The sequence below is a fragment of the Allobosea sp. Tri-44 genome (assembly GCF_004123845.1).
GTDB lineage: Bacteria > Pseudomonadota > Alphaproteobacteria > Rhizobiales > Beijerinckiaceae > Allobosea.
Window position 1 is genome coordinate 559,712 of the sequence record NZ_NBDP01000007.1, and the last position, 22,008, is coordinate 581,719.

At 65.7% G+C, this 22,008-nt stretch carries 21 protein-coding genes; 7 read left to right on the forward strand and 14 right to left on the reverse strand.

The features are described from left to right. Positions 1-195: 195 nt before the first annotated feature. From B6S44_RS09060 to B6S44_RS09085, 6 genes are all read right to left on the reverse strand, one after another. Positions 196-1,542, reverse strand: a complete 1,347-nt coding sequence (locus B6S44_RS09060) for an MFS transporter (RefSeq protein ID WP_129156545.1) — start codon at positions 1,540-1,542, stop codon at positions 196-198. Next, on the reverse strand, positions 1,536-2,462 hold the full coding sequence (locus B6S44_RS09065; RefSeq protein ID WP_129156547.1) for a hypothetical protein: 927 nt from the start codon (positions 2,460-2,462) through the stop codon (positions 1,536-1,538). Before B6S44_RS09065 ends, B6S44_RS09060 begins: the two co-directional genes overlap by 7 nt. Positions 2,463-2,660: 198 nt before the next feature. After that, the gene (locus tag B6S44_RS09070; RefSeq protein WP_129156630.1) at positions 2,661-3,254 is read right to left on the reverse strand and encodes a TetR/AcrR family transcriptional regulator; all 594 of its coding nucleotides are present in this window, start codon (positions 3,252-3,254) and stop codon (positions 2,661-2,663) included. A 220-nt stretch (positions 3,255-3,474) separates the two neighbouring features. Next, positions 3,475-4,224 carry an SDR family NAD(P)-dependent oxidoreductase gene (locus tag B6S44_RS09075; RefSeq protein WP_129156548.1) on the reverse strand — a complete coding sequence of 250 codons (750 nt, stop codon included), beginning with the start codon at positions 4,222-4,224 and terminating at the stop codon, positions 3,475-3,477. A gap of 165 nt (positions 4,225-4,389) precedes the next feature. Then, positions 4,390-5,568 carry an OmpA family protein gene (locus B6S44_RS09080; RefSeq protein ID WP_129156550.1) on the reverse strand — a complete coding sequence of 393 codons (1,179 nt, stop codon included), beginning with the start codon at positions 5,566-5,568 and terminating at the stop codon, positions 4,390-4,392. Positions 5,569-5,618: 50 nt separating this feature from the next. After that, positions 5,619-7,073, reverse strand: a complete 1,455-nt coding sequence (locus B6S44_RS09085; protein ID WP_129156552.1) for a caspase family protein — start codon at positions 7,071-7,073, stop codon at positions 5,619-5,621. Between the two features lie 209 nt (positions 7,074-7,282). Here B6S44_RS09085 and B6S44_RS29735 point away from each other — a divergent pair, with 209 nt between their 5' ends. From B6S44_RS29735 to B6S44_RS09105, 3 genes are all read left to right on the forward strand, one after another. After that, positions 7,283-8,503, forward strand: a complete 1,221-nt coding sequence (locus B6S44_RS29735; RefSeq protein WP_211200711.1) for a DUF4399 domain-containing protein — start codon at positions 7,283-7,285, stop codon at positions 8,501-8,503. Next, positions 8,500-8,952, forward strand: coding sequence for a DUF4399 domain-containing protein (locus B6S44_RS09100; protein WP_248309504.1), 453 nt, complete (start codon positions 8,500-8,502; stop codon positions 8,950-8,952). The genes B6S44_RS29735 and B6S44_RS09100 overlap by 4 nt, the downstream gene beginning before the upstream one ends. Positions 8,953-9,013: 61 nt before the next feature. Then, entirely contained in the window at positions 9,014-10,720 is a 1,707-nt protein-coding gene (locus B6S44_RS09105; protein WP_164985766.1) for an SUMF1/EgtB/PvdO family nonheme iron enzyme, read from the forward strand. Positions 10,721-10,762: 42 nt separating this feature from the next. Here B6S44_RS09105 and B6S44_RS09110 read toward each other — a convergent pair whose 3' ends face one another. The 8 genes from B6S44_RS09110 to B6S44_RS09145 all read right to left on the reverse strand — a co-directional run bounded on the left by B6S44_RS09110 (position 10,763) and on the right by B6S44_RS09145 (position 17,624). Continuing rightward, positions 10,763-11,494: an amino acid ABC transporter ATP-binding protein gene (locus B6S44_RS09110; protein WP_129156554.1), complete on the reverse strand. Its 732-nt coding sequence runs from the start codon at positions 11,492-11,494 to the stop codon at positions 10,763-10,765. Then, positions 11,475-12,128, reverse strand: coding sequence for an amino acid ABC transporter permease (locus B6S44_RS09115; protein ID WP_129156556.1), 654 nt, complete (start codon positions 12,126-12,128; stop codon positions 11,475-11,477). Before B6S44_RS09115 ends, B6S44_RS09110 begins: the two co-directional genes overlap by 20 nt. Next, the gene (locus B6S44_RS09120) at positions 12,128-12,829 is read right to left on the reverse strand and encodes an amino acid ABC transporter permease (RefSeq protein ID WP_129156557.1); all 702 of its coding nucleotides are present in this window, start codon (positions 12,827-12,829) and stop codon (positions 12,128-12,130) included. Before B6S44_RS09120 ends, B6S44_RS09115 begins: the two co-directional genes overlap by 1 nt. Positions 12,830-12,895: 66 nt before the next feature. Next, positions 12,896-13,699 carry a transporter substrate-binding domain-containing protein gene (locus B6S44_RS09125; protein ID WP_129156559.1) on the reverse strand — a complete coding sequence of 268 codons (804 nt, stop codon included), beginning with the start codon at positions 13,697-13,699 and terminating at the stop codon, positions 12,896-12,898. Positions 13,700-13,774: 75 nt separating this feature from the next. After that, positions 13,775-14,755, reverse strand: coding sequence for a 2-hydroxyacid dehydrogenase (locus tag B6S44_RS09130; RefSeq protein ID WP_129156560.1), 981 nt, complete (start codon positions 14,753-14,755; stop codon positions 13,775-13,777). 63 nt (positions 14,756-14,818) lie between these two features. Further along, the gene (locus tag B6S44_RS09135) at positions 14,819-16,018 is read right to left on the reverse strand and encodes a mandelate racemase/muconate lactonizing enzyme family protein (protein WP_129156561.1); all 1,200 of its coding nucleotides are present in this window, start codon (positions 16,016-16,018) and stop codon (positions 14,819-14,821) included. Positions 16,019-16,098: 80 nt separating this feature from the next. Beyond that, a complete protein-coding gene (locus B6S44_RS09140) occupies positions 16,099-16,863 on the reverse strand; it encodes an SDR family oxidoreductase (protein WP_129156562.1) in 765 nt (254 codons plus the stop codon). 2 nt (positions 16,864-16,865) lie between these two features. Next, positions 16,866-17,624 carry a FadR/GntR family transcriptional regulator gene (locus B6S44_RS09145; RefSeq protein WP_129156564.1) on the reverse strand — a complete coding sequence of 253 codons (759 nt, stop codon included), beginning with the start codon at positions 17,622-17,624 and terminating at the stop codon, positions 16,866-16,868. Positions 17,625-17,752: 128 nt separating this feature from the next. Between B6S44_RS09145 and B6S44_RS09150 the strand changes: the two genes are divergently transcribed. The 4 genes from B6S44_RS09150 to B6S44_RS09165 all read left to right on the forward strand — a co-directional run bounded on the left by B6S44_RS09150 (position 17,753) and on the right by B6S44_RS09165 (position 21,799). Beyond that, positions 17,753-18,769 (forward strand): DctP family TRAP transporter solute-binding subunit, encoded by a 1,017-nt coding sequence (locus tag B6S44_RS09150; protein ID WP_129156565.1) that lies wholly within the window; start codon positions 17,753-17,755, stop codon positions 18,767-18,769. Positions 18,770-18,858: 89 nt separating this feature from the next. Beyond that, on the forward strand, positions 18,859-19,872 hold the full coding sequence (locus B6S44_RS09155) for a TRAP transporter substrate-binding protein (protein WP_129156567.1): 1,014 nt from the start codon (positions 18,859-18,861) through the stop codon (positions 19,870-19,872). Positions 19,873-19,943: 71 nt separating this feature from the next. Further along, positions 19,944-20,522, forward strand: a complete 579-nt coding sequence (locus tag B6S44_RS09160) for a TRAP transporter small permease (RefSeq protein WP_129156568.1) — start codon at positions 19,944-19,946, stop codon at positions 20,520-20,522. Continuing rightward, entirely contained in the window at positions 20,519-21,799 is a 1,281-nt protein-coding gene (locus B6S44_RS09165; protein WP_129156569.1) for a TRAP transporter large permease, read from the forward strand. Before B6S44_RS09160 ends, B6S44_RS09165 begins: the two co-directional genes overlap by 4 nt. The last annotated feature ends 209 nt before the right edge of the window (positions 21,800-22,008 follow it).

Genomic DNA, 22,008 nt, shown 5'->3' on the forward strand with positions numbered 1-22,008 from the left:
CCGTGCCATGTCGCTCAACGAGAGGATCGCTGTGCTCGGAACGCCGCAGATTTCTCAAATTGCTCGAAACTGCGCAATACGAGTTTCAAAAATGGTCATATCGGATAATGCCCGATCGGCCCTTTTGATCAATGCGCAGCGGGGCGAATGCGAACAGCCGTTCACCGTGGCGCCGAATTGGCCTGCCGATCGGCCTCAGGCGACCGCCTGCTGCGATCGGCCCCGTGGTCCGACAGCCGCGACCAGCACCGCGCTCAGACCCAGGGCTACCGCAATCAGCACGAACATGCTCCAGGCTCCGACCTGGTGGATCAGCGCGAAGAAGACCAACGGCACGAAGATGGAGATGAAGCGGCCTACCCCCCACGCCATGGATGTCCGCGAGGCCCGCAGCTCGGTCGGAATGATCTCGGCCGCGTAGATGGCGAGGACGCTGGCATAGATGGCGCTGGCCAGCGCGAAGGCGATACCGAGGGCGACAAGAGGCAGGAAGGTGGTTGCGGCTGCAAAGGCCAGGCCCAGCACGGCCATGATACCCGCGGCGCCGATCAGGCTGGCCTTGCGCCCGATCCGGTCGATCACCGGAGCGACGAGCAGATTGCCGAGTGCCGGTCCGAACATGATCAGGCCGGCCGCTATGACGGAATCGCCGATGCTGAACTGCTTTGCCACCATCACCGCTCCGCTCATCAGCGGAAAGCCGATCGTCGCCCAAGGGGCGAGCGCATAAAGGGTGCACAGCAAAAGCAGTCGGCGTCCCAGAGCGACCTGCGGGCGATCGAGCGCCGTCTGGAATGCCTCTCCAGCTCCATCCGGAGCAGTCAACGGCACCTTGCTTCGCGCACCGAAGCGCCGCAGCGCAGCTTCGGCCTCGGCGAAACGGCCAGCGGCGGCGAGCCAGCGCGGCGATTCCGGCAAGAGCGCAAGCAGGCCCGCTGCGACGACAGCGACCAATGCACCAGAGCCGAGAGCCCAGCGCCAGCCCTCGATCGCAAGCAGCGTCGGCGACGCCGCGCGCATCAGGAAGATGATGGCTGGCGCGCCGAGAAAGGCGAGGCCGGCACACAGGCATGACAGGGTGCCGCGCCAGCGCGGCGGCATGACATCGGCCATGTAGGCGGCGATCAGCGGTGGGCAGGCCCCGATGCCGAGGCCCGACAGGATGCGGAAGCCGATCAGAGTCATGGGGTTATGACTCGCCGCAGCGCCAAGCGAGCCGACTGCGATCAGGACCAGCGCCACCTGCAATGTGAGCCGGCGGCCGAAGCGGTCACCGAGCATGCCGAAGACGGGGGCTCCCACGGCGCCACCGGCGAAGATAGCCGCGAGGAACAGCGACAGCTCGGCCTGCGTCATCGTGCGGGGCGGCGCCTGGAACACTGCCCCCAGGGCGTTGCCGAGCGCGACCTCGGCGATGTCAGCGAAGAGAGCGAGGGTCAGGACGCCGAAAAGCGCAAGCCGCAGGCGGCAGAACGGCAAGGCGTCGAGCCGCTCGGCAATTGCCCGCATCGGCGCGTTTGCATCCTCAGCCCTGGTCAGCATGCCGGGCTGCCTACGATTTCGCGAACAGCTCCCGCCGCGGTGCTCTCGTCCGGAAATTCTGGCGGCGAAATCGCTACGGCTTGCGCGAAGGCTGCGCCGATGATGGCGAGCTTAGCCGCCTGAAACCCTGCGTACTCATCGCGGAAGCCTCGCGACAGCCAGATCGGAGAGCGCCCGCGCACGCCGCTCCAGCCGAGACTGCCCATTGCCGCCGCTGCGGCAAGCGTCCGGCCGGCATGTGTCCGGGACAGATTGAACGGACGGGCGAGCGCAGAGACGGAGCTTACGTCAGTCAACGCCCTCTCCTCGTCGCGTGCTGCGGCGATGTCTACCCCCACCATGAGCCGATCCATCAGACTGCCGCCCTCGTCGACCGAGGCGAACACCGCATAGCCTGGCGGCGGCACGCGGATCACCGTGGACGACAGCAGAGCATCAGCGGTGGCAGGCTCGATCCCCTTCAGGAGAGCACCGTCCGCGGCCTGCAACCGCGAGGTCCTGGCACCATCATCTAGCGAATCGAGCGCGGCCAGATGGCCGGCGTACCATTCGGTCAGCGCCCACAGGGTCGAAGGCGCAGGCTCCACCAGACCAGCATGCGTCCTGGTCGGCTGGACGAGCCCGTATTGCAGCGCCTCGGTGAAGAAGGAGGCAGCGGTGTTTCGGCTCGCCAGGCCATGAGCGAGAACCTCCTCGACGAACTCACGCTGCGACAATCCCGGCCGGCCGAGGTCGAGCCCACGAAAATAGCGGGACAGTGCTGCATGCGACATCAGCCAGCGCTGCTGGGTCGAGAACTGCGAGGCCAGCCGGGGCGCCGCGGTCTGCACTGCCAAGAACCCCTGGGCCAGGCGATGCACGGCGCAATCGAACAGCGGCTGGGCGAGCAGCCGCTCGATCTCCGCTTCCAGCGTCTGCATCCGATCCCCCGCCTGCTGCGCTCGCACGCCGGGCAATTATTGTTCGCTCGACATAGTGCAAGTACAGCCGCGCAGCCTGCGCCGGAGGCCTCGCTGCCGAGCCCTTTTGAACAGCCGTTCACAACACGGCGAAGCGGTACTCGTTTCGCGCCGACCAGTGTCTTCGTCGCAACGTTTTTGGCCAATCGGCCCGCCTCGTCAGATCGCGGGCCGCGTCGCTCCATGAAGCAGCGCGCGGACCATACTGTGATAGCGCTGGTGCAGCTTGGCTGGATCAATCGGAGGCAGGCTCTGATTGGTGCCACGCGCGCCATCGGCGAGCAGTTGCGCCAAAGCCTCGGGGCCGACATCCGGCTTGACCTGCAAGAGACTTGCCCCTTCCAGCTCGCCGATAAAGCGCGCGAGCTCGGACTGAAACCCGAGCGCCGAGGCGATCATGATGTCGCGGCAGCGCCGGAACGCCTGATCATTGATCTCGATGGCGTGCGGCGATGTCGCCAGGCGCCGGCGCGTATTGCCGTATCGCGTATCGAGAATGGTCGCCAGAATCTCGGCGGCGTCTCGCCCGTCTGCCAGAGCTTCTCGCCCGGCCGCCATCCCGATCTCGACCGCTTGCGCGTTGACGTTCTCGATCAGGAAGCGAAAGGCTTGTTCCTTGCTGCTGAAGTAGTTGTAGAGCGTTCGCCGCGTGACATCGACGGCCTTGGCGAGGCCGGTCATGGTCAAGTGCTCGTAGCCATGGTCGAGGAACGCCCGCTCCAGCCGCGACACGAGCTCTACGCGTGTAACCATCAGAACATCCAGTTGCCCGCCAGACTGCCGGCTCGGCAAACCGACAAGCTCGAACGATTCAGTACGTTCCTTCTTGCCTCGATTTCCTCGAAGACTGCAATCCGCGGTTTGACAGCCCCCCAGAGCAGACTTTGTTCGAGCGTCACGCCCACGCCAAGTCGAGCCCGACCGAGATCAGCCCCGCGCGGCGAGGTCGAGCAATTGCGAGTGCCGATTGAGATCAGGGCCCGACGAGCTGACCGCCGTCGACCACCAGGGTTTGAGCGGTGACCCAACTGGCCTTGTCGGAGGCGAGGAAGAGCACCACCTGGGCGACCTCCTCGGGCTTACCCATCCGGCCGAAGGGAATGCTGGCCAGCGTCGACTGATAGAGCTCGGGGTTCGACGTCTTCCGGTCTTCCCACGTGCCGCCTGGGAACTCGATCGAACCGGGCGCGACGCAGTTCACTCGAATGCTCTTTTTCGACAGCGTTTTCGCCTGGCTCGCCGTGTAGTGCATCACGGCTGCCTTGATAGCGCCGTAAGGTGCCGAACGGGACGAGGCTCGCAGGGCCGAGATCGACGAGACGTTCACGATCGACGAACCCGGCTTCATGTGAGGGATCGCCGCTTGGCTGCCGCGGACAACAGCCATCATGTCGACGTTGAGCGAAGCTGCCCACCCCTCCTCATCATCGGAATGGCCAAAGCCGGAGGCGTTGTTGACGAGGACATCGAGCCCTCCGAGAGCCTTCACGGCCGCGGGCACATAGGCCCCGATCGCATCCGCATTGGCGAGGTCGACGCTGGCGCCGTGAGCGGCGACGCCGAGCGTTTCGATCTCCCGGCGGGTCGCTTCGAGCGGTCCCGTGCCCCGAGCACAGATCGAAACGGATGCGCCGCCCGCCGCGAACCCGAGCGCGATGGAGCGCCCGATGCCCCGGCTGCCGCCCATCACGATCACTCTCTTGCCGGCGAAATCCTTGGCCATGCGGACACCCCATCCCGATTGCGTCTAGGTGCCCTTATAACCGTAGTGAAAGGCTTGGTTTCAAGTCCCGTCGGCATGACGTGAATGCGTTCAGGTCACCTCGTTTCGACGCATCTCAGGATGATTAGTATGATGGGCCTGATCCATCTCCTAACAGGCCACCTGTCAGCAGCCGATGACCTTGAATTCCACCCGCCGATCGAGCGCATCGCTGCCGTCGTCCTTGCCGGTTCCGATAAGATTTTCCTTGAAGCCGCGCCCACTCGCGATCATGCGAGCGCGATCTTCCGGCATGCCGGTCAACAGCAGATCCATGACGAACTGGGCACGAAGCGCCGAGAGGCGCTCGTTCACCTGCGGTGGCCCGGTGCGCGAGGTGTGTCCGACGACCTCCAGGCAGGCGCCCTTCTGGCGTGCGCGCGTCGCAATCTGGCTCAGCCACATCGGATAGGGTTCGGTGATCCGGGGATCGTCGATGAACTGCGTGGTCCCGGGTTTGAACAGCAGCTTCACCATGAGCTGGTTGGCGCCCAGGCCGTAATCGATGAGATCCCCGAAGGCGTCGACCATATCGTCACGCCGCGCGAGCTTGCTGGCGGCGAGATAGGTCCCGATTCTGACCCGGTGCTGCTCGCCGCCCGGCAGGGTGCGCGCCGCCCGATAATAGGCGAGCGCCTCGCGGAAGCGCTGGGCTTCATAGGCAAGGATGCCATCATTGACCAAGGCGTTGGCAGTCAGCCGTTCGACATAGGCGGGGTCGATCGTCTCGCCGAGCTTCGTGCCCTGACAGGTCTTGATATAGACGTCGGTGGCTTGGTCCTTCGCCCAGAGTGGCGCGTCGCTATAGTATTGGGTCGGCGTCACGTCGACGCCCTCGATCCGGGCACGTGCCACGCCCTTCGAGACGACGCTGTTCGACTTCAGGTCCGCGAGCGTCAGGCAGATGCGGTAGGCGTCACGCGCGCCGTCCGTCGCTCCGCTGTTGTTCACGGCCGTGAAGGTGCCGACCAGAACGACCGGCTTGCGCGCCAGCGAGGCGCTGTCGAAGGAATGCACGGTGAAGCGCGGATAGGATTTGCGCACGATCTCGATCAGGGTCTGCTGCATCGTGCGGGTGGCGGTCGATTGGGAGCCGGAGGCCGCGTCGATCAGGGGGTCGATGACGAGATCGACCTGCTGGTCAGTGAGCGCCGCCTTGCCGAAGAGGTCGTCGGCCGCCTTCTGCAGCGCTTGCGGGAAAGGCACCGGTACGGGTGGCGGCGCCGATTGCGCCCGCGCGGTAGCGGCGCTCGCCAGAAGCGTCAGCGGAATCAGAATGCGGCTGAAGCGCGTAAGGATCGACATGCTTCACTCCTCCTGCCGTGTGAGGTGTCCGCCGCCCCCGTCAGCGCCGCTCAGCGGCATTGCTGAAGCTGCTCGCGTGCTGCCGGCGTCAACTCTCCGAGCTGGGCCCGCAGCAGAAGCTCGCTGCACTGCGCCCTGGTCTGCATCGTCGCAGCCGGGGCATCGACGCGACGCTCCACCGGGCGCGGCGCGCTCGCCGGCACGGCCTGGGGCTGTGTCAAGCGATCGGGCGACGAGGGCGCCAACGTGCCGAGGCGCGCTGCCATCGCCTGCTCGACATTGCGACGCTCTTCGGCCAGGCGCCGTTTCTCGACTTCGAGCGCGGCCAGTTCCTTCTCACGGCGAGCCAGTTCGTCCGCGAGCCGGGAACGCTCGGCCGGGTCCCTGGCCGCTTGCCTGGGCGGGATCGGAACCGGCTTCGCCTGTGGGGTATCGTTGGTCGCGGCCGGCGGCCGCGCCGGCTCGGCGGGCTCCTGCCGGGCAAGGTCGGTCGCGGCCTGCTTACGCCCCTGTTCGGCCTGTTCGAGCCGTTCGAGCAGCGCCCGCTCACGCTCTGCGAATTCGCGCACCAGCCTGTCGCGTTCGCTTGCCGCAATCGAGCGGCGCTCGATCAGGTCGAGGCGCGTGCGTGCGTCGATGGACAAGGAGCTGGCGGGATAGCGCTGGATGAAGTCCTTGAGAACGTCAGGCTCGTCAGTGGAGCGGATGCGCTGCCAGACGCTGGCATCGGTCTCCGCGAGATTGAGGTAGAAATCACCGAGCAAGGATAGCGAGAGCTCCGGCGTCTGCCGCCCCGCGGTGGCATCGTAGACGCTCTTCTGGACGCGGCGGAACATCGTCGCCACCTCGAGCCCAGGCTGGTCGATCTCGCGCACCAGCGCCGCCGTGAATGGGCTGTTGCGGCCGGTGCCGTCGGCGGCGACGTCGTTGGCCTGCGTCGCATAGGCGATGACCATGCCTTGCGCCCGGGCCACGGGGGCGAGGCCCGAGCCGACCGAGAATCCACGCGTCGCCTGCCTCTTGGCGAGCTGATTGACGAACGGATTGTTGCGACAGGCGTCGAGCACCATGATCTTGACGCCCTTGGCGAAGTTCAGCGCCGTGACGACGTCGTTGAGCCGCGTCGTCTCGTACTGGACACCGGCCTCATCCTCGATCTTGGCCTCGACCGGCACGAGGTAGTTCTCGCCGTTGAACTGGAAGCCGTGGCCGGCGAAGTAGAACATCACGGAATCGGCGTCCTGCGCCAGTCGGGCGAAGCGGGTCAGCGCCGTATCCATGCCGCGCTTGTCGAGATCGATACCATCGACCACTTCGAAGCCGACCTTGCGCAGCGCCGCGGCCATGTCGCGGGCGTCATTGACCGTATTCGGCAGAACGGGCGCGTTGCGGTAGCTGGAATTGCCGATGACGAGGGCAACACGCCGCTCCGAAGCCGGCGCCGCCATGGCGAGGCTCGTCAGCATGAGCATGATCAGCCCGCAGAGTCTGGCGATGAGGATCATGGTCCCTTCCTCGCGTCAGGCTACCGCATGACTTCACCGGGCGCCAGAACAAAGCCGCTCCAGCTACGTCAGCGCCAAGTGTTCCGCTTGTGGACGTGCTGCCGCGCTGGTAGCCTGCCCGCACTCGTCTCATGGATGGGGAGACGTCGATGCCATCGAGGGCGCTTCGCCTTATACCCACCCTGGTACCGGCGGCTCTGGCATGCGCCATGGCCATTGCTCTTCCGGTCGGCGAGGCTGCGGCCCAGGCGCGCGCGATGCAGCGCAGCCCGGCCCCGGCAACCGCCAAGCTCAGCTTCGTCGGCCTCGCCAACAATGACCGCGTTTCCGGCAAGCTCACGGTCCGCTTCGCGATCAGCGGCATGGAGATCGCGCCCGCCGGGCAGGCGAGGCGCAATGCCGGGCACCATCATCTGTTGATCGACACCGGGCTGCCGGCGCTCGACCAGCCGATCCCGAGCGACTTCAACCACATCCACTTCGGCGGCGGGCAGACCGAGGCCGAGATCGCGCTGACGCCAGGCCGGCACACGCTCCAGCTTCTCTTCGCCGACCATGCTCATGTACCGCATGATCCGCCGGTCGTGTCCGAGCGGATCACCGTCGAGGTCGCGGCCGATCCGGCCGAGAAGCCGCGCACCGCCGCCGCCTCCGGCGGCCGGGTCTTCTTCATCGACCTCAAGGATGGCGCCACGATTCCGACCCGCGCGAAGATCCGCTTCGGCATCGAGGGCATCGTCATCACGCCCGCCGGCACGATGAGCGCCAATGGCGGCCATCACCATCTGCTGGTCGACGCGGAGGTGCCGGCGCTCGACCGCGAGATCCCCAGCGATTTCAACCATCTGCATTTCGGACGCGGCCAGACCGAGGTCGAGCTCTCGCTCCCCCCCGGCGAGCATACGCTGCAGCTCCTCCTGGGCGATCACGAGCATGTCCCGCATGATCCTCCGGTGATGTCCGAGCGAATCCGCGTGCGCGTCGTCGACACCGTGCAGGCTGGCTCCGTGGCATCTGCAGCCCCGGTCGCAGGAGTGGGCCGCGCGCGTACAGCTGCGCCCAACGACGCCGCCGTCTACTTCATCTATCCGAAGGACGGCGCGACGATCTTCCCGAGCTCGACGATCCGCTTCGGGCTGCGCAATATGGGCGTCGCGCCCGCCGGCGTCGCCAAGCCGAACACCGGGCACCATCATTTGCTGGTCGATGTGCCGACGCCGGGGCTCGGTGAGCCGATCCCGTCCGACCTCAACCACATTCATCTCGGCGGCGGCCAGACGGAGCGGCGCATCACCCTGCCGCCCGGCAAGCATACGCTGCAGCTCCTTCTCGCGGACGCGGCCCATGTGCCGCACGATCCACCGGTCATGTCGGAGCGCATCACCGTCACGGTGATGCCGGGCGGCCGCAAATCGGCGAGGCGTCGATGAGAATTTCGCGCCGTAGCGTGGCTGGTCTCCTGGCGGCTTCTTGCGTGATGGCCGGCCCCTTCTGGGCAACCAATGTGCTGGCGCAGCCCGCCAAGCGGCAGAAGCCGCCGCCCGGCGCTCTCGTCTATTTTCACTATCCCCTCGACGGACTACGCGTGCCGGAGCGCTTCACCGTCCGGATCGGGCTGCGCAACATGGGTGTCGCGCCGGCTGGCGTCGAGCACGCAGCGACCGGTCATCACCATTTGCTGATCGACACCGATCCCGGCCCACCCGGCCAGCCGATCCCGTCCGATTACAACAATATCCATCTCGGCAATGGTCAAACGGAGGTTGTCGTCACCTTGCCGAAAGGGCCTCATACGCTGCAATTATTGCTTGGGGACCACACCCACACGCCGCATGATCCGCCGGTGATGTCGCAGAAGATCACGATCTATGTGCGCTGAGACTGCGGCAAACTGCGCCCCGAGACGCCGCTGATGATAGATGGTCGCTAGCATGGACTGGTTGCGCTCCCTCGTCCTCGCCGTCGCGCTCGTCACGCTCGCGGCAATCCCTGCCCTGCCGCAGGAGGCTACGCCGCCAACCCGCGTTGCACTGGTGATCGCCAACGGCGCCTATCCCGATGCGGCCCTGGCCCAGGCGTCGACACAGGGCCGCGCCGTTGCTGCTGCTCTGCGCGAAGGCGGCTTCGACGTCGTAGCGATGGAAAATGGGCCCCGTGCGGACATGCGGCAGGCCATCGCTCAGTTTGCCGGCAAGCTGCGCCCCGGCGCTGCGGTCGTTGTCTTCTATTCCGGTCACGCCGTGCAGCAGCGCGACCGCGATTTCCTCGTGCCGATCTCGCCCAATCCGGTGCAGGATGCAGTCGATCTCGACGAGGTGATCGATCCGTTGATCATTGCCAAGCCGTCCAGCGCCCTCGTGCTAATCGATGCCAGCCGCGACAATCCCTGGCAGGCGCGAGGCAAGGGCCTGCGTGCGACCGAGCGGCTCGAGACCGTCGCGGTGATGTTCACCGCCGCGCCGGGAAAGACGGTCGCGGATTCCGGTCCCCGTGGCAATCGCGCGGTCGAGGAGTGGCTGAAGGCGATCCGTACGCCTGGCCTTGAGATGGCGGCGGCAGTCGAGCGCGTGCGCGACGCCGTGGCGAAGGCGAGCGGGCGCAGCCAGCAAATCTGGCTCTCATCGGCGCCGCCAAAGGGGCTCGTGGTGACGCCCATCGGCCAGCCCGTCGCGATGGCGCAGGCGAACCGCGCCGTCATCCTGTCACCGCCAAGTTCCGACACCTCGCCGGACGCCTTCGAGCTCGCCTTCTGGGAATCGATCCGCAACAGCGAGAATGCCAGCGAATACCGCGCCTATCTCGATTCCTATCCGAACGGCCGTTTCTCGGCGCTGGCGCGCGCCCGCGAGCAGCTCTATCGCGGCAGGCCCGGGGCGGCTGCAGCCTCGGCCGCTCGGCCTCCGGCGGCCGCAACGCCCGCCCCGCCGGCGCCGAAGACGGGCCCGATCCGCGATTGCAGCGATTGCCCCGAACTGACGGCGATACCGCCGGGCTCTTTCCAGATGGGTTCGAACGATCTCTACGAATTCGAGAAGCCCATTCACCCCGTTACCGTGCGCGGCTTCTATCTCGGCACGCGCGAAGTGAATTTCGAGGAATGGGACCGCTGTGTAAACGAGGGAGGCTGCAACTACCGGCCTGACGATCGCGGGCTGGGGCGCGGCAAGCGCCCCGTCACGGATCTTCACTGGAATGACGCCAACGCCTATCTCGCCTGGCTCTCGACCAAAACGGGAAAGCGCTATCGGCTGCCCAGCGAGAGCGAATGGGAATATGCCGCGCGTGCCGGCACGACGACGACCTATCCCTGGGGCCAGACCGTGGAGAAGGACCGCGCGAACTGCCTGGGCTGCAACGATCAGCCGCGCCGCAGCGCGGTCACTTCGGGCCAGTATCCGCCCAACGCCTTCGGCCTCTATGACATGGCTGGCAACGCGGCCGAATGGGTCGCCGATTGCTGGAGCGAGAATTATCGCGCCGCACCGCGCGACGGCAGTGCCCATGTGCTGCCTGGATGCCGCGAGCGCGTGCTGCGCGGAGGCTCCTTCAACAATGATCCACGCTATCTGCGCTCGGCCGCCCGCTTCAAATACGAGGCCGATGTGCGCTTCTACACCAACGGCTTCCGCGTCGCGCGCGAGCCCTGACGACGGCTCATTTGGCCGGCGCTGCGCGGCTGCGTAGCCTGCTCAATGCTTGCCAGCACCGACGAAATTGCGAAGCTCAGGCGTCCCCGGTTCGGCGAAGAGCTGCGCCGACGGGCCGCTTTCCCAGATCCTGCCCTGATGCATGAATACCGTGGTGTTGGCTACGTTGCGGGCAAAGTTCATCTCGTGGGTGACGAGCAGCATCGTCATGCCGTCCCGCGCGAGCTTCTCCATCACCAGCAGCACCTCGCCGGTCAGCTCGGGATCGAGCGCGGAGGTGACCTCGTCGAAGAGCATCACCTTCGGCTTCATCGCCAGCGAGCGGGCGATCGCGACACGTTGCTGCTGGCCGCCGGAGAGATTGTCCGGATAGCTGTCGAACTTGTCGGAAAGCCCGACCTGGGCGAGCACGTCCTTCGCCAGCGCCAGCGCTTCCGCCTGCGGCACGTTCTTGGTGATGCGCGGCGAGAGCATGATGTTCTGCCCGACCGTCAGGTGCGGGAAGAGATTGTAGCTCTGGAAGACGATGCCGACGTCCTTGCGCAGCTCGCGCAGCCGCTTCTGGTCCTGGTCGACCGCATGGCCGGCGACTTCGATGCGCCCCGACTGGAAGGCCTCCAGCCCGTTGACGCAGCGCAGCAAGGTCGACTTGCCGGAGCCCGAGCGGCCGATGAGCGCGACGACCTGGCCGGGCTCGACGTCGAGCGACACGCCTTTCAGGACCTCCAGCGAACCGTAGCTCTTGTGGACGTCTTCAATGAGGACGGCTGGCATTCATCACCTTTTCGAGATGGCGGCTGAGCCGGGACAGCGGGAAGCAGATGGCGAAGTAGATCGCCGCCACCAGCGTGAAGATCTGGAAGGGCTGAAAGGTCGCGTTGTTGACGAGCTGCCCGGCCCGCGACAGTTCGACGAAGCCGACCACCGAGACGATCGAGGTGTTCTTCACGAGCTGCACCAGGAAGCCGACGGTCGGCGGCAGCGAGATGCGGATCGCCTGGGGCAGGATCACGTAGCGATAGGTCTGCGCTGGCGAATGGGCCAGCGAGGCCGAAGCCTCCCATTGCTGGAACGGCACGGATTCGATCGAGCCGCGCCAGATCTCAGCGAGATAGGCCGAGACATAGATCGCGAGCGAGGCCGAGGCGGCGAAGAAGGGCGGCAGCTCGATGCCGAACAGCGACAGCCCGTAATAGCTCATGAACAGCACCATGAGCACCGGGATCGACTGGATCACCAGGATGTAGCCGGCTGCGAAACGGCGCAGCAGCTTGATCCGCGACAGGCGCAGGATGGCGAGTACGCCGCCCATGAGGCCGCCGATCAGGAAGGCGATTGCGGTCAGCAGCAGCGTCCAGCCTGCGGCGCGGAAGATGAAGAAGGCCTCAGGCCAACCGAAGGTCACCATCACGCAGCCTCCGCCTTGGCGTCGAGCCGGTCGAGACTGGAGAGGCGCGGAAAGATCCGCCGGCCGAGCCAGAGGAGCGAGACCTTCAGGCTGAGCGCCAGTGCCAGATAGATCAGCGTGACGACGATATAGGTCTCGAAGCTGCGGAAGGTGTTCTGCTCGATGATCGCCGCCGTGCCGGAGAGCTCCGGCACCGAGATGAAGGAGCAGATCGAGGACGCCAGCAGCATCAGCACGAACTGGCTCGACAGCGCCGGCCAGACCCGCGCCAGAGCCGGCATCAGCACGACATACTGAAAGACCTGGCGTTTCGTCATGGCGAGCGACAGGCCGGCCTCGATCTGCGAGCGGTGAATCGAGTCGACGCCGGCGCGAATGATCTCGGTCGCGTAGGCACCGAGGTTCAGCGTCATGGCGAGCAGCGCAGCTTCGGTACCCGACATGCGGATGCCGATCAGCGGCAGCCCGAAGAACATCATGAAGAGCTGCACCAGGAAGGGCGTGTTGCGCATCAGCTCGACATAGGCGTCGACAAGCATGCCGACCCAGCGGCCGAACAGGCTCTTGACGGCGACGAGCAGCACGGCGAGCGCGAGGCCCAGCACGATCGCGCCGAAGGACAGCCCGATCGTCAGGAGCACGCCGTTGAGGATGCGGCCGGCTTCGGCGAAGACCGCTTCGAACTGGAACTGATACCGCATGATCCCTCCCCTGCGTGGCGCGCAAAGCCGGCGGAGGAATGCTCCGCCGGCAGCTCAGGGGACTGGTCAGAAGGTCGGCAGCGGCGGCAATGGCGAGCCGACCCACTTCTCGGAAATGGCGTTCAGCTCGCCGTTCTGCTTGATGTAGTAGATCGTATTGTTCAGCCACTGCCTCAGCTCGTAGGCATCCTTGCGGACGGTCATCGAGTTCGGTTGCATCCCGAAGACAAACTTCAGCTCCGTCTCGGTCTCGCCGCGCGCCTTGATCGCGGCGTTGGCCTGCGCATCGGGACCGGCGATGGCTTCGACCTGGCCGGAGAACAGCGCCTGCATGGTGGTGGCGTCGTCCTCGAAGCGTAGGATGGTGAGGTTGAGCTCCTTCTCGCGATTGGTGAACTCGCGCTCGACGCTGGAGCCGCGGTTGACGCCGACCTTGCGGCCCTTGAGATCCGCCCAGTCTTTGATCGGCGTGCCCTTCTTGGCGTAGATGCCGGTCTGGAAGGCGCTATAGGGGATGGTGAACATCACGGCCTTGGCACGCTCGGGCGTCGGCGCCAGCGTCGCGATCAGGAAATCGACCTTGCCAGCCTCGAGCGCGGGAATGCGCGAAGGCGGGGTGAGCGGCACGATCTCGACCGGCACGGCCAGATACTTTCCGACGAGCGCCGTGACGTCGGCATCGTAGCCGATGGCGTTGCCCTGGGCGTCGACGGAGCCATAGGGCGGGGCGCCGATGAGGACGCCGATCTTGACCTTGCCGCGCTTGACGATCTCCGTGACCGTCTGAGACGAGGCCTGGCTCGCCGCCAGCATGCCTGCGCCGAGTGCCAGCAGCGTGCCGGCGATCCTGAGATGCCTGAAGAGTTTCATTGGACGTTTCCCTGGTTGGCGGCTTCATCCGCCTTCGTTGTTTCCGGCTTCGTGCGGCCGGCTGCTGGAGAGGGTTCAGGCCTGTGCGGCCCTGACGAGATTGACGAGCGGCTCGCCTGCGATGCTGCGGCGGATATTGTCGGCGATGGTCTGCTGGCGGCGCCGGATCGTGCCGCCGGTCCAGCCGGACATGTGCGGCGTCATCACGATGTTCGGCAGTTCGTGGAACGGCAGCGTCGCCGGCAGGGGATTGGCGTCGGCCGGCCCCGGATAGCGATACCAGGTGTCGATGACCGCGCCGCCGATCCGGTTCTCTTTCAGGGCCGCATAGAGTGCGGCTTCGTCGATGATTGGCCCGCGGCCGACATTGAAGATGACGGCGTCCGGACGCATCGCCGTGAAGGCGGCTTCTGCGACCAGGCTCTTCGTGTCCGGCGTCAGCGGCACGGAAACCACGATCGCATCGCAACCGCCCCAGAAGTCCGCCAGCCGGTCGAGGGTGAAGCTGGCATCGACCAGCTCGGACGTTTCGACCGGGCTCCGATTGGCGACATGCACCCCCATCTCGAAGGCCTTGGCCCGCCGGGCGATCGCCTTGCCGATATGGCCGAAGCCGAGCAGGCCGATCGTCTTGCCGGCGATCTCGCCATGGACGCGGTCCGGCGCGCCGGCCCAATAGGCCCAGTCGCCCTGGCGCAGGCGCCGGTCGGCATCGGCCAGCGGAACATGGCGGGCCAGCAGCGCGCTCATCACGTATTCAGCGATCGCCTGCTCGTGGCCGAAGCAGTTGCAGATACTCGCGCCGGCCGGCAGCGCTTTCAGATCGACCGCGTCATAGCCTGCGCCGGGGACATGGAAGAGCTTGAGGCCTTGCGGCCTGGGGAGCGTGCTGTCGAACTTGACGCCGACGATGACGTCCGCCTCGGCATAGGCGCGCCGGTCGGCCTCGTCGCCCAGGGCATCCGGCAATATCCGGATGTCGGCCTCGCCGCCGACGAGTTCCCTGAAATCGTGGCTGAAGGACGCCGCGTTCTCGCCGTGGAAGATGATACGCATGAACTCGTCCGATGTCGCAGGTAAGAGGCCGGACAGGGTCGGCGCCCCGGCCGAGATGAAAGCTCAGAGGGTCGAGCGGCGGACGGTCAGGTCGGAGCGCTCGAAGACGGCGGGCAGCAATTCGACGCCGAGCCCCGGGCCTTCCATCGGCAGCACATAGCCGTCCTCGAACACCGGCATCTCGGTGACGAGCTCCTTGTACCAGCCGGTATAGAAGGCCCGGACGGATTCCTGGATCAGCGTGTTGGGCTGGCTGAACGAGGCGTGGATCGCCGCGATGAAGCCGACGGGCCCGATGCAGTCATGCGGCGCGAAGGGCCTGTGATAGGTCTCGGCCATCGCCGCGATCTTGCGGCCCTCAGTCAGGCCGCCGGTCCAGCACAGATCAGCCATGACAATGTGCATGGCATCCCGGTCGAGCATGTCCTTGTAGGGGAAACGCGAGCCCAGCGTCTCGCTGGCGCAGACCGAGACGGTGGTCGAGCGCGCATATTCGGCAAGCGCCTGCGGCGAGTTCATCCGGATCGGATCCTCGTACCAGGTCGGGCTGTAAGGCTCGAGCGCGCGGGCGATCTTGATCGCGGTCGGCAGGTTCCAGAGCGAGTGGAACTCGACCATGATCTCCATCTTGTCGCCGACGGCCTTGCGGATCTTCTCGAAAGGCTCGATCGCCTTCTTCATCTGCGCCGGCGTGATGTGGACTCCCTGGTTCTCGATGGCGGGCGGATCGAACGGCCAGATCTTCATCGCCGTGATGCCGCTTTCGAGCAGGCTTTCGGCCACGGCATCGGCGCGGTTCATGAAGCCGTCGAGGTCTTCATAAGGGCCTGCGGATTCGCCGAGATTCCAGGTCGAGACCGGCTTGATGTTGTGCGAGCGCACATATTTGTAGCCGGCGCAGGTATTATAGATGCGCTGCTTGTCGCGGCAGAGGCCGCCCAGCATCTGGTGCACCGGCTGGCCGCAGACCTTGCCGAAGATATCCCAGAGCGCGATGTCGACGGCCGATGTGGCGCGCGACTCGACGCCGGTCGAGGCCTGCGCCATCGGCAGGTTCGACATCTCGCGATGCAGCGCCTCGATATGCAGCGGATTCTTGCCGAGCAGGCGCATCGACAGGGTGTCGTGGAGGTGAGATTCGACCGCCCCGGCGCCGTAGAAGGTCTCGCCCAGGCCGATGATGCCGGCATCGGTGTGGACGCGCACCCACAGGACGTTGGCGAACTCCTCGGTCCGCATCGTCTCGATGGCGGTGATCTTCATGGCGCTTTTCCCTGAATTCTATTCTTGCAGGCGGCCGCGCGATCGGCGCGTCGGCCCTCGTGATCGGACAGCCGGGCGGTCTACAGCACCGAGATCATGCCGCCATCGACATAGATGATCTGGCCGCTGACATAGTCGGAGGCGGACGAGGCGAGGTAGACGCAGGTGCCGACGAGCTCGTCCGGCCGGCCCCAGCGCCGGGCCGGCGTGCGGCCCTTCACCCAGGCATCGAAGGTCGGATTGTCGATCAGCGCCTGGTTCATGTCGGTCAGCATGTAGCCGGGGCCGATCGCGTTGGCCTGGATGCCGAGTTCGCCCCATTCGGCCGCCATTGCCTTGGTCAGCATCTTGATGCCGCCCTTCGCCACCGTGTAGGGCGCGACCGTGGCACGGGCGAGTTCGCTGGTCAGCGAGCCGATATTGATGACCTTGCCGCGGCCGCGCCTGGCCATCCGGCGCGCCGCCTCGCGGCCAATGACGAAGGCGCTGGTCAGGTTGGTGTCGATCACGCGGCGCCAGTCGGCCGTATCGAGCTCCAGCATCGGCTTGCGGAACTGAATCCCGGCATTGTTGACGAGGATGTCGACCGCGACGCCTTCCGCATCTAGCGCCTCGAACGCGGCAACGACCGCGGCCTCGTCGGTCACGTCGAAGCGCAGGCCGCGCGCAGCATGGCCGGCGGCCGTCAGGGCGGTGACGGCCTCGTCGAGCCGGCCCTGGTCGGCGCCGTTGAGGATGATCGCGGCGCCCGCAGCGGCAAGCCCCTCGGCCATGGCACGGCCGAGCCCGCGCGACGAGCCGGTCACGAGCGCGGTGCGCCCGGAAAGATCGAACAGGTTGGTCACGTTCACCGTTCCTGGGCAGCTATCGTCTGAAGCGCGGGATGGACCGGCGGCGGGCCGCCTGTGGTGATCTGTGAGGCGTAGCGGCGATAGGATTCGCCGATGTGCTTGCGCATCGCTTCTCCGGCTCCGGCCGGATCGCGCGCCCGGATGCGGTCGAGAATCGCGGCGTGATCAGCACGGCGGATCGCGATGTTCGAGGCTTCGCCGCGATCCTTGTTGCGCATGCTCTGGATCGAGTTGAGCAGCGGGCTCGACACGAACTGCAGAACGGTCAGGAACAGGGGATTGTGTGCGGCGGCGGCGATGGCAAGGTGCAGCGCCAGATCGTGCTGAGCGCTCTCCTCGCCAATGTCGTCGGCCGCGTTCAGCGCCGCGTCGGCGGCTTCCATCCGCGCCAGGTCTTCGGGGGTATGGCGCAGGGAGGCGAGCTGCGCCGCCTCGACCTCCATGCCAAGACGAAATTCGAGGAACTGCAGGATCGACTGTTCGGACGCCTCGATCTCGGTGCGCCGGAGGCGCAGCGAATCCTGCTGGTTGACGAACAGGCCGAGGCCGCGCCGGCTTTCGACGATGCCATCTGCCCGCAGATAGGCGATGGCCTCGCGCACCACGGGGCGGCTGACGCCGAGCTGGCGCGCGAGCTCGGTCTCGGATGGCAGGCGCGCGCCCGGCTGCAGCGCGCCCGTCCTGATCGACTTCGCCAAAGCGGCGGCGGCGTCATTGGCGAGATTGGGCCTGGATCCGATCGATGACAGCTGCATGGCGTTTCCCGATGTTGCCTTACATTGTCATGCTGTCAGTTGTTTGACAACCTGACATCTGCGGCGTTATGGGAACTTATCGGCGCCGCCACCAGAGCGAAGTCAAGCGCGCCCCACGGGAGGTCTCCATGCTCAACCAAACGCGCCGGACCGTGCTCGCCGGCCTTGCCGGGGCGGCCATCGCTGCGGCTCATGCCACGCCGGTCTCGGCTCAGGATGTGAAGACCGCCAAGCTCGGCCACTCCTTCGCCGATGCCCATCCGCGCGCCACAGCGATGAAGCGCTTCGCCGAGGAGGTCGCCAAGGCGACCAATGGCAGCGTCAAAGTCGAGGTCTTCGGCAATGCGGCACTCGGCTCCGAGGAGAAGATGCTGATCGCCACCCAGTCGGGCACGATCGATTTCTACATGGGCGCGCTCTCGCCGATCGCGGCACGCAAGAAAGAACTCCAGATTTTCGACTTCCCGTTCCTGTTCGCGACCGATACCGAGGCTGCGGCGGTGCTGGACGGGCCGGCTGGACGCCGCCTGCTCGACAACCTTGCCGATATGAATCTGCAGGGCCTGGCCTGGTCCGGCGGCGCCTTCCGCAACCTGTCGAACAGCAAGCGGCCGATCGCTTCGCTCGCCGATATGAAGGGGCTGAAGGTCCGGGTCATGCAGAGCCCGATGGCGCTGGCAAGCTTCAACGCCATGGGCATGAACGCCGTGCCGATGGCCTTCACCGAGGTCTATACGGCGCTGGAGACGAAGGCGCTCGATGGCTACGAGCACCCCTTCGTCGACATGTACGCCAACAAGATGTTCGAGGTGCAAAAGCACCTGACCGTCACCAACCACGTCTACACGCCGGTGGCGCTGCTCGCCTCCAGGCGGTTCTGGACGTCCCTGACGCCCCAGCAGCAGGTGGCTGTTCAGGCCGCGGCCGAGAAGACGCGTGCCTTCCAGAGAGAGATCGAGCTGCGCGAGGCCGGCGAAGTCCTGACCGAGCTCAAGGCCAAGGGCATGCTGGCGGTGGAGATGCCGCCGGCCGAGCTCGACGCCATCCGCAAGGCGATCGAGCCGGTGATCGCGAAGAACTCCGAGGTGATCGGCGCTGCCTTCGTCAACGACTTCTACGCCGAGATCAAGAAGCAGCGGAAATGAGACACTGCCCGGCTTTGCGGCCGGGCTGATCGAGACGACACGGGCGCATCCGCGCGCAAGCATTCAACGACAGGAACAGGGAGGCGGTCATGATCAATTCGACTTCGCGGCGTTCGGCCATCGCGGCTTTGCTGGCGACGACGCTGCTGGGCTCCACGGCGGCTCTGGCCGAGGTCAAGGCCAAGATCGGCCATGCCATGCCCGACACCCATCCGCAGGCCACCGCCGTGGCCAAGTTCGCGGAGCTCGCCGGCACCTACACCAATGGCAATGTGAAGGTGCAGGCCTTCCATTCCGCCATGCTCGGCAGCGACGAGAAGCAGCTCCAGGCGGTGCAGGCCGGCACGCAGGAGTTCTATATCGGCACGCTCGCGCCGCTCTCGACCCGGGTGAAGGAGGTGCAGGTCTGGGATCTGCCCTTCCTCTTCCAGAACGAGAAGGAGGTCTATGCGGTCCTCGACGGCGCCTCGGTGAAATCGATCTTCGAGAAGATCGAGCCGAGCGGGCTGGTCGGCCTGACCTGGACCGGCATGGGCTTCCGTAACCTGTCGAACAGTCGCCGCGCGGTGAAGACGGCCGAGGATGTCTCCGGTCTCAAGCTGCGCGTCATGGCCAACCCCGTCGCGCTCGACACCTGGAAATCGATCGGCGCCAACGCCGTGCCCATGGCGTTCTCCGAGGTGTTCACCGCGCTCGAGGTAAAGGCGCTCGACGGGCAAGAGAACCCGCTCCTGCACATGTGGTCGAACAAGATGCAGGAGGTGCAGAAGTACATCTCCATCACCAACCACGTCTATACGCCGGTGGCGCTGGTCGCGTCGAAGAAGTTCTGGGACACGCTGTCGGCCGGCGACAAGGCCGGTGTCCAGAAGGCGGCGGTCGAGGCCGGGCTGCTGCAGCGCAAGCTCCTTGATGAGGGCGACCGCGACGTCATCGGCAAGTTCAAGGAGGCGGGGGTGACGGTCGATCACGTCTCGGCCGAGGACCTGCGCAAGGTCCAGGCCAAGGTCAAGCCGGTCGTCGACAAGTTCAAGAGCCAGATCGGCGAGCAGTTCGTCGATGGGTTCACCGCCGAGATCGAGAAGGCGCGCGCCGCCAAGTAAGGCGACCGCACCTGCATGGCCGGCTCGTGGCGAGCCGGCCGAACTCTCCGCACGCACCAGCGAGGTGATCGATGGGCAATCTGCTCGCAACCGGGGTCAGTTGGTTTTACCGCCTGATCGAGATCATCCTGGTAGCCTGCATGGCCGTGATGCTGGTCATGGTCTTCGGCAACGTGGTGCTGCGGCTGTTCTTCAACACCGGCATCGACCTGTCGGAGGAGATGCCGCGCTTCGCCTTCGTCTGGATGACCTTCCTCGGCGGCATCATCGGCCTGCACCGACGCAGCCATCTCGGTGTCGACATGGTGGTGCAGGCGCTGCCGGTCCTCGGGCGCAAGGTCTGCTGGGCGATCAGCCAGGTCGTCATGCTGATCTGCGCACTGTTCATCTTCTACGGCACCTGGCTGCAGCACGACATCATCGCGGGCAATGCGTCGCCCGTCGCGCAGATCAGCATGCTCTGGGTCTATGGCGTCAGCTACGTCACCGGTGCCGCCATCGCCCTGATCTGCCTGTCCAACCTGATCCGGCTCGCACGCGGCGAGATCGCCGATCACGAACTCATCGACGTACACGAGGAAGGCCTCGCTGAGGGCCTCGAGGCTGCACGCGACGTCAAGGCGAACGCCGCCGGAGGAGCAAGGTCGTGATCGTCTTCGTCTTCATCGCCTCGCTGCTGGGGCTGATGGCGCTCGGCATGCCGGTCGCCTTCGCGCTGATCGGCTGCGGCCTCGTGATGATGCTCCATATGGGCATCACCGATCCCCAGATCGTCATCCAGAACATGTGGGACGGCGCCAACAGCTTTCCGCTGCTCGCCGTGCCCTTCTTCATGCTCGCCGGCGAGCTGATGAATGCCGGCGGCATGACACGGCGCATCATCACCATGGCGATGGCCTGGATCGGCCATATCCGCGGCGGGCTCGGCTATGTCGCGGTCATCGCCGCGGTGATCATGGCCTCGCTTTCGGGATCGGCCGTCGCCGACACCGCGGCGCTCGCCTCTGTGCTGATCCCGCTGATGCGCAACGCCGGCTACAACATCGACCGCTCCTGCGGCCTCATCGCCTGCGGCGGCATCATCGCGCCGGTCATCCCGCCTTCGATCGGCATGATCATCTTCGGCGTCACCGCCGGCGTCTCGATCACCAAGCTGTTCATCGCCGGCATCGTGCCAGGCGTCCTGATGGGCGTCGCGATCATGTTCGCCTGGCGCTGGAGCATCAAACGCGACAATCCGCGCGTCGAACCCAGGCGCAACATGGCCGAGCGGCTGACCGAGACCCGCAACGCGCTGTGGGCCCTGGTGCTGCCGATCGTCATCATCGGTGGTCTCAAATTCGGTCTGTTCACGCCGACCGAGGCGGCGGTGATCGCCGCCGCCTATTCGCTCTTCGTCGGCGTGGTGATCTATCGGGAGATCAAGATTCCCGACCTGTTCGGGCTGATGTACCGCGCCGCCGAGACGACCGCCGTCATCATGTTCCTGGTCGCCGCCGCCGGCGTCTCGGCCTGGCTGATCACGACGGCGAACATCCCCCAGCAGCTTGCCGAGATGGTTCAGCCCTTCATGGGCAACAAGATGCTGCTGACAGCCATCCTGATGCTGCTGGTGCTCGTCGTCGGCACCGCGCTCGATTTCACCCCGACGGTGCTGATCATGACGCCGGTGCTGATGCCGGTGGTCAAGCAGGCGGGCATCGATCCGGTCTATTTCGGCGTACTGTTCATCATGAACAATGCGATCGGCCTGGTGACGCCGCCGGTCGGGACCGTCCTCAACGTCGTCTGCGGCGTCGCGAAGGTTCCGATGACGGGCGTCATCAAAGGCGTCATGCCGTTCATGATCGCCCAGATCATCGTGCTCGCGCTGCTCGTGATCTTCCCGCAGATCGTGATGTGGCCGCTTGCGATGATGTCGCGCTGAGGTGTGGCGCAGCAGAGCGGTCGTCATGCTCTGTAAGTCTGCTTTCGCGCGTGGAGTCGGAGTCCGCTCCTGGCGCATAGATGCGGTGACATGCATGCAGGGCTGCGTCACAGACGGGCCTCTCGCTTGAGGTCTCGCCATAAAATTTCGCTATGGCGGCAGAATGCAGTTGTGGTTCCGCAATCCAGAGCCTGCGACCTAGTCTTTTT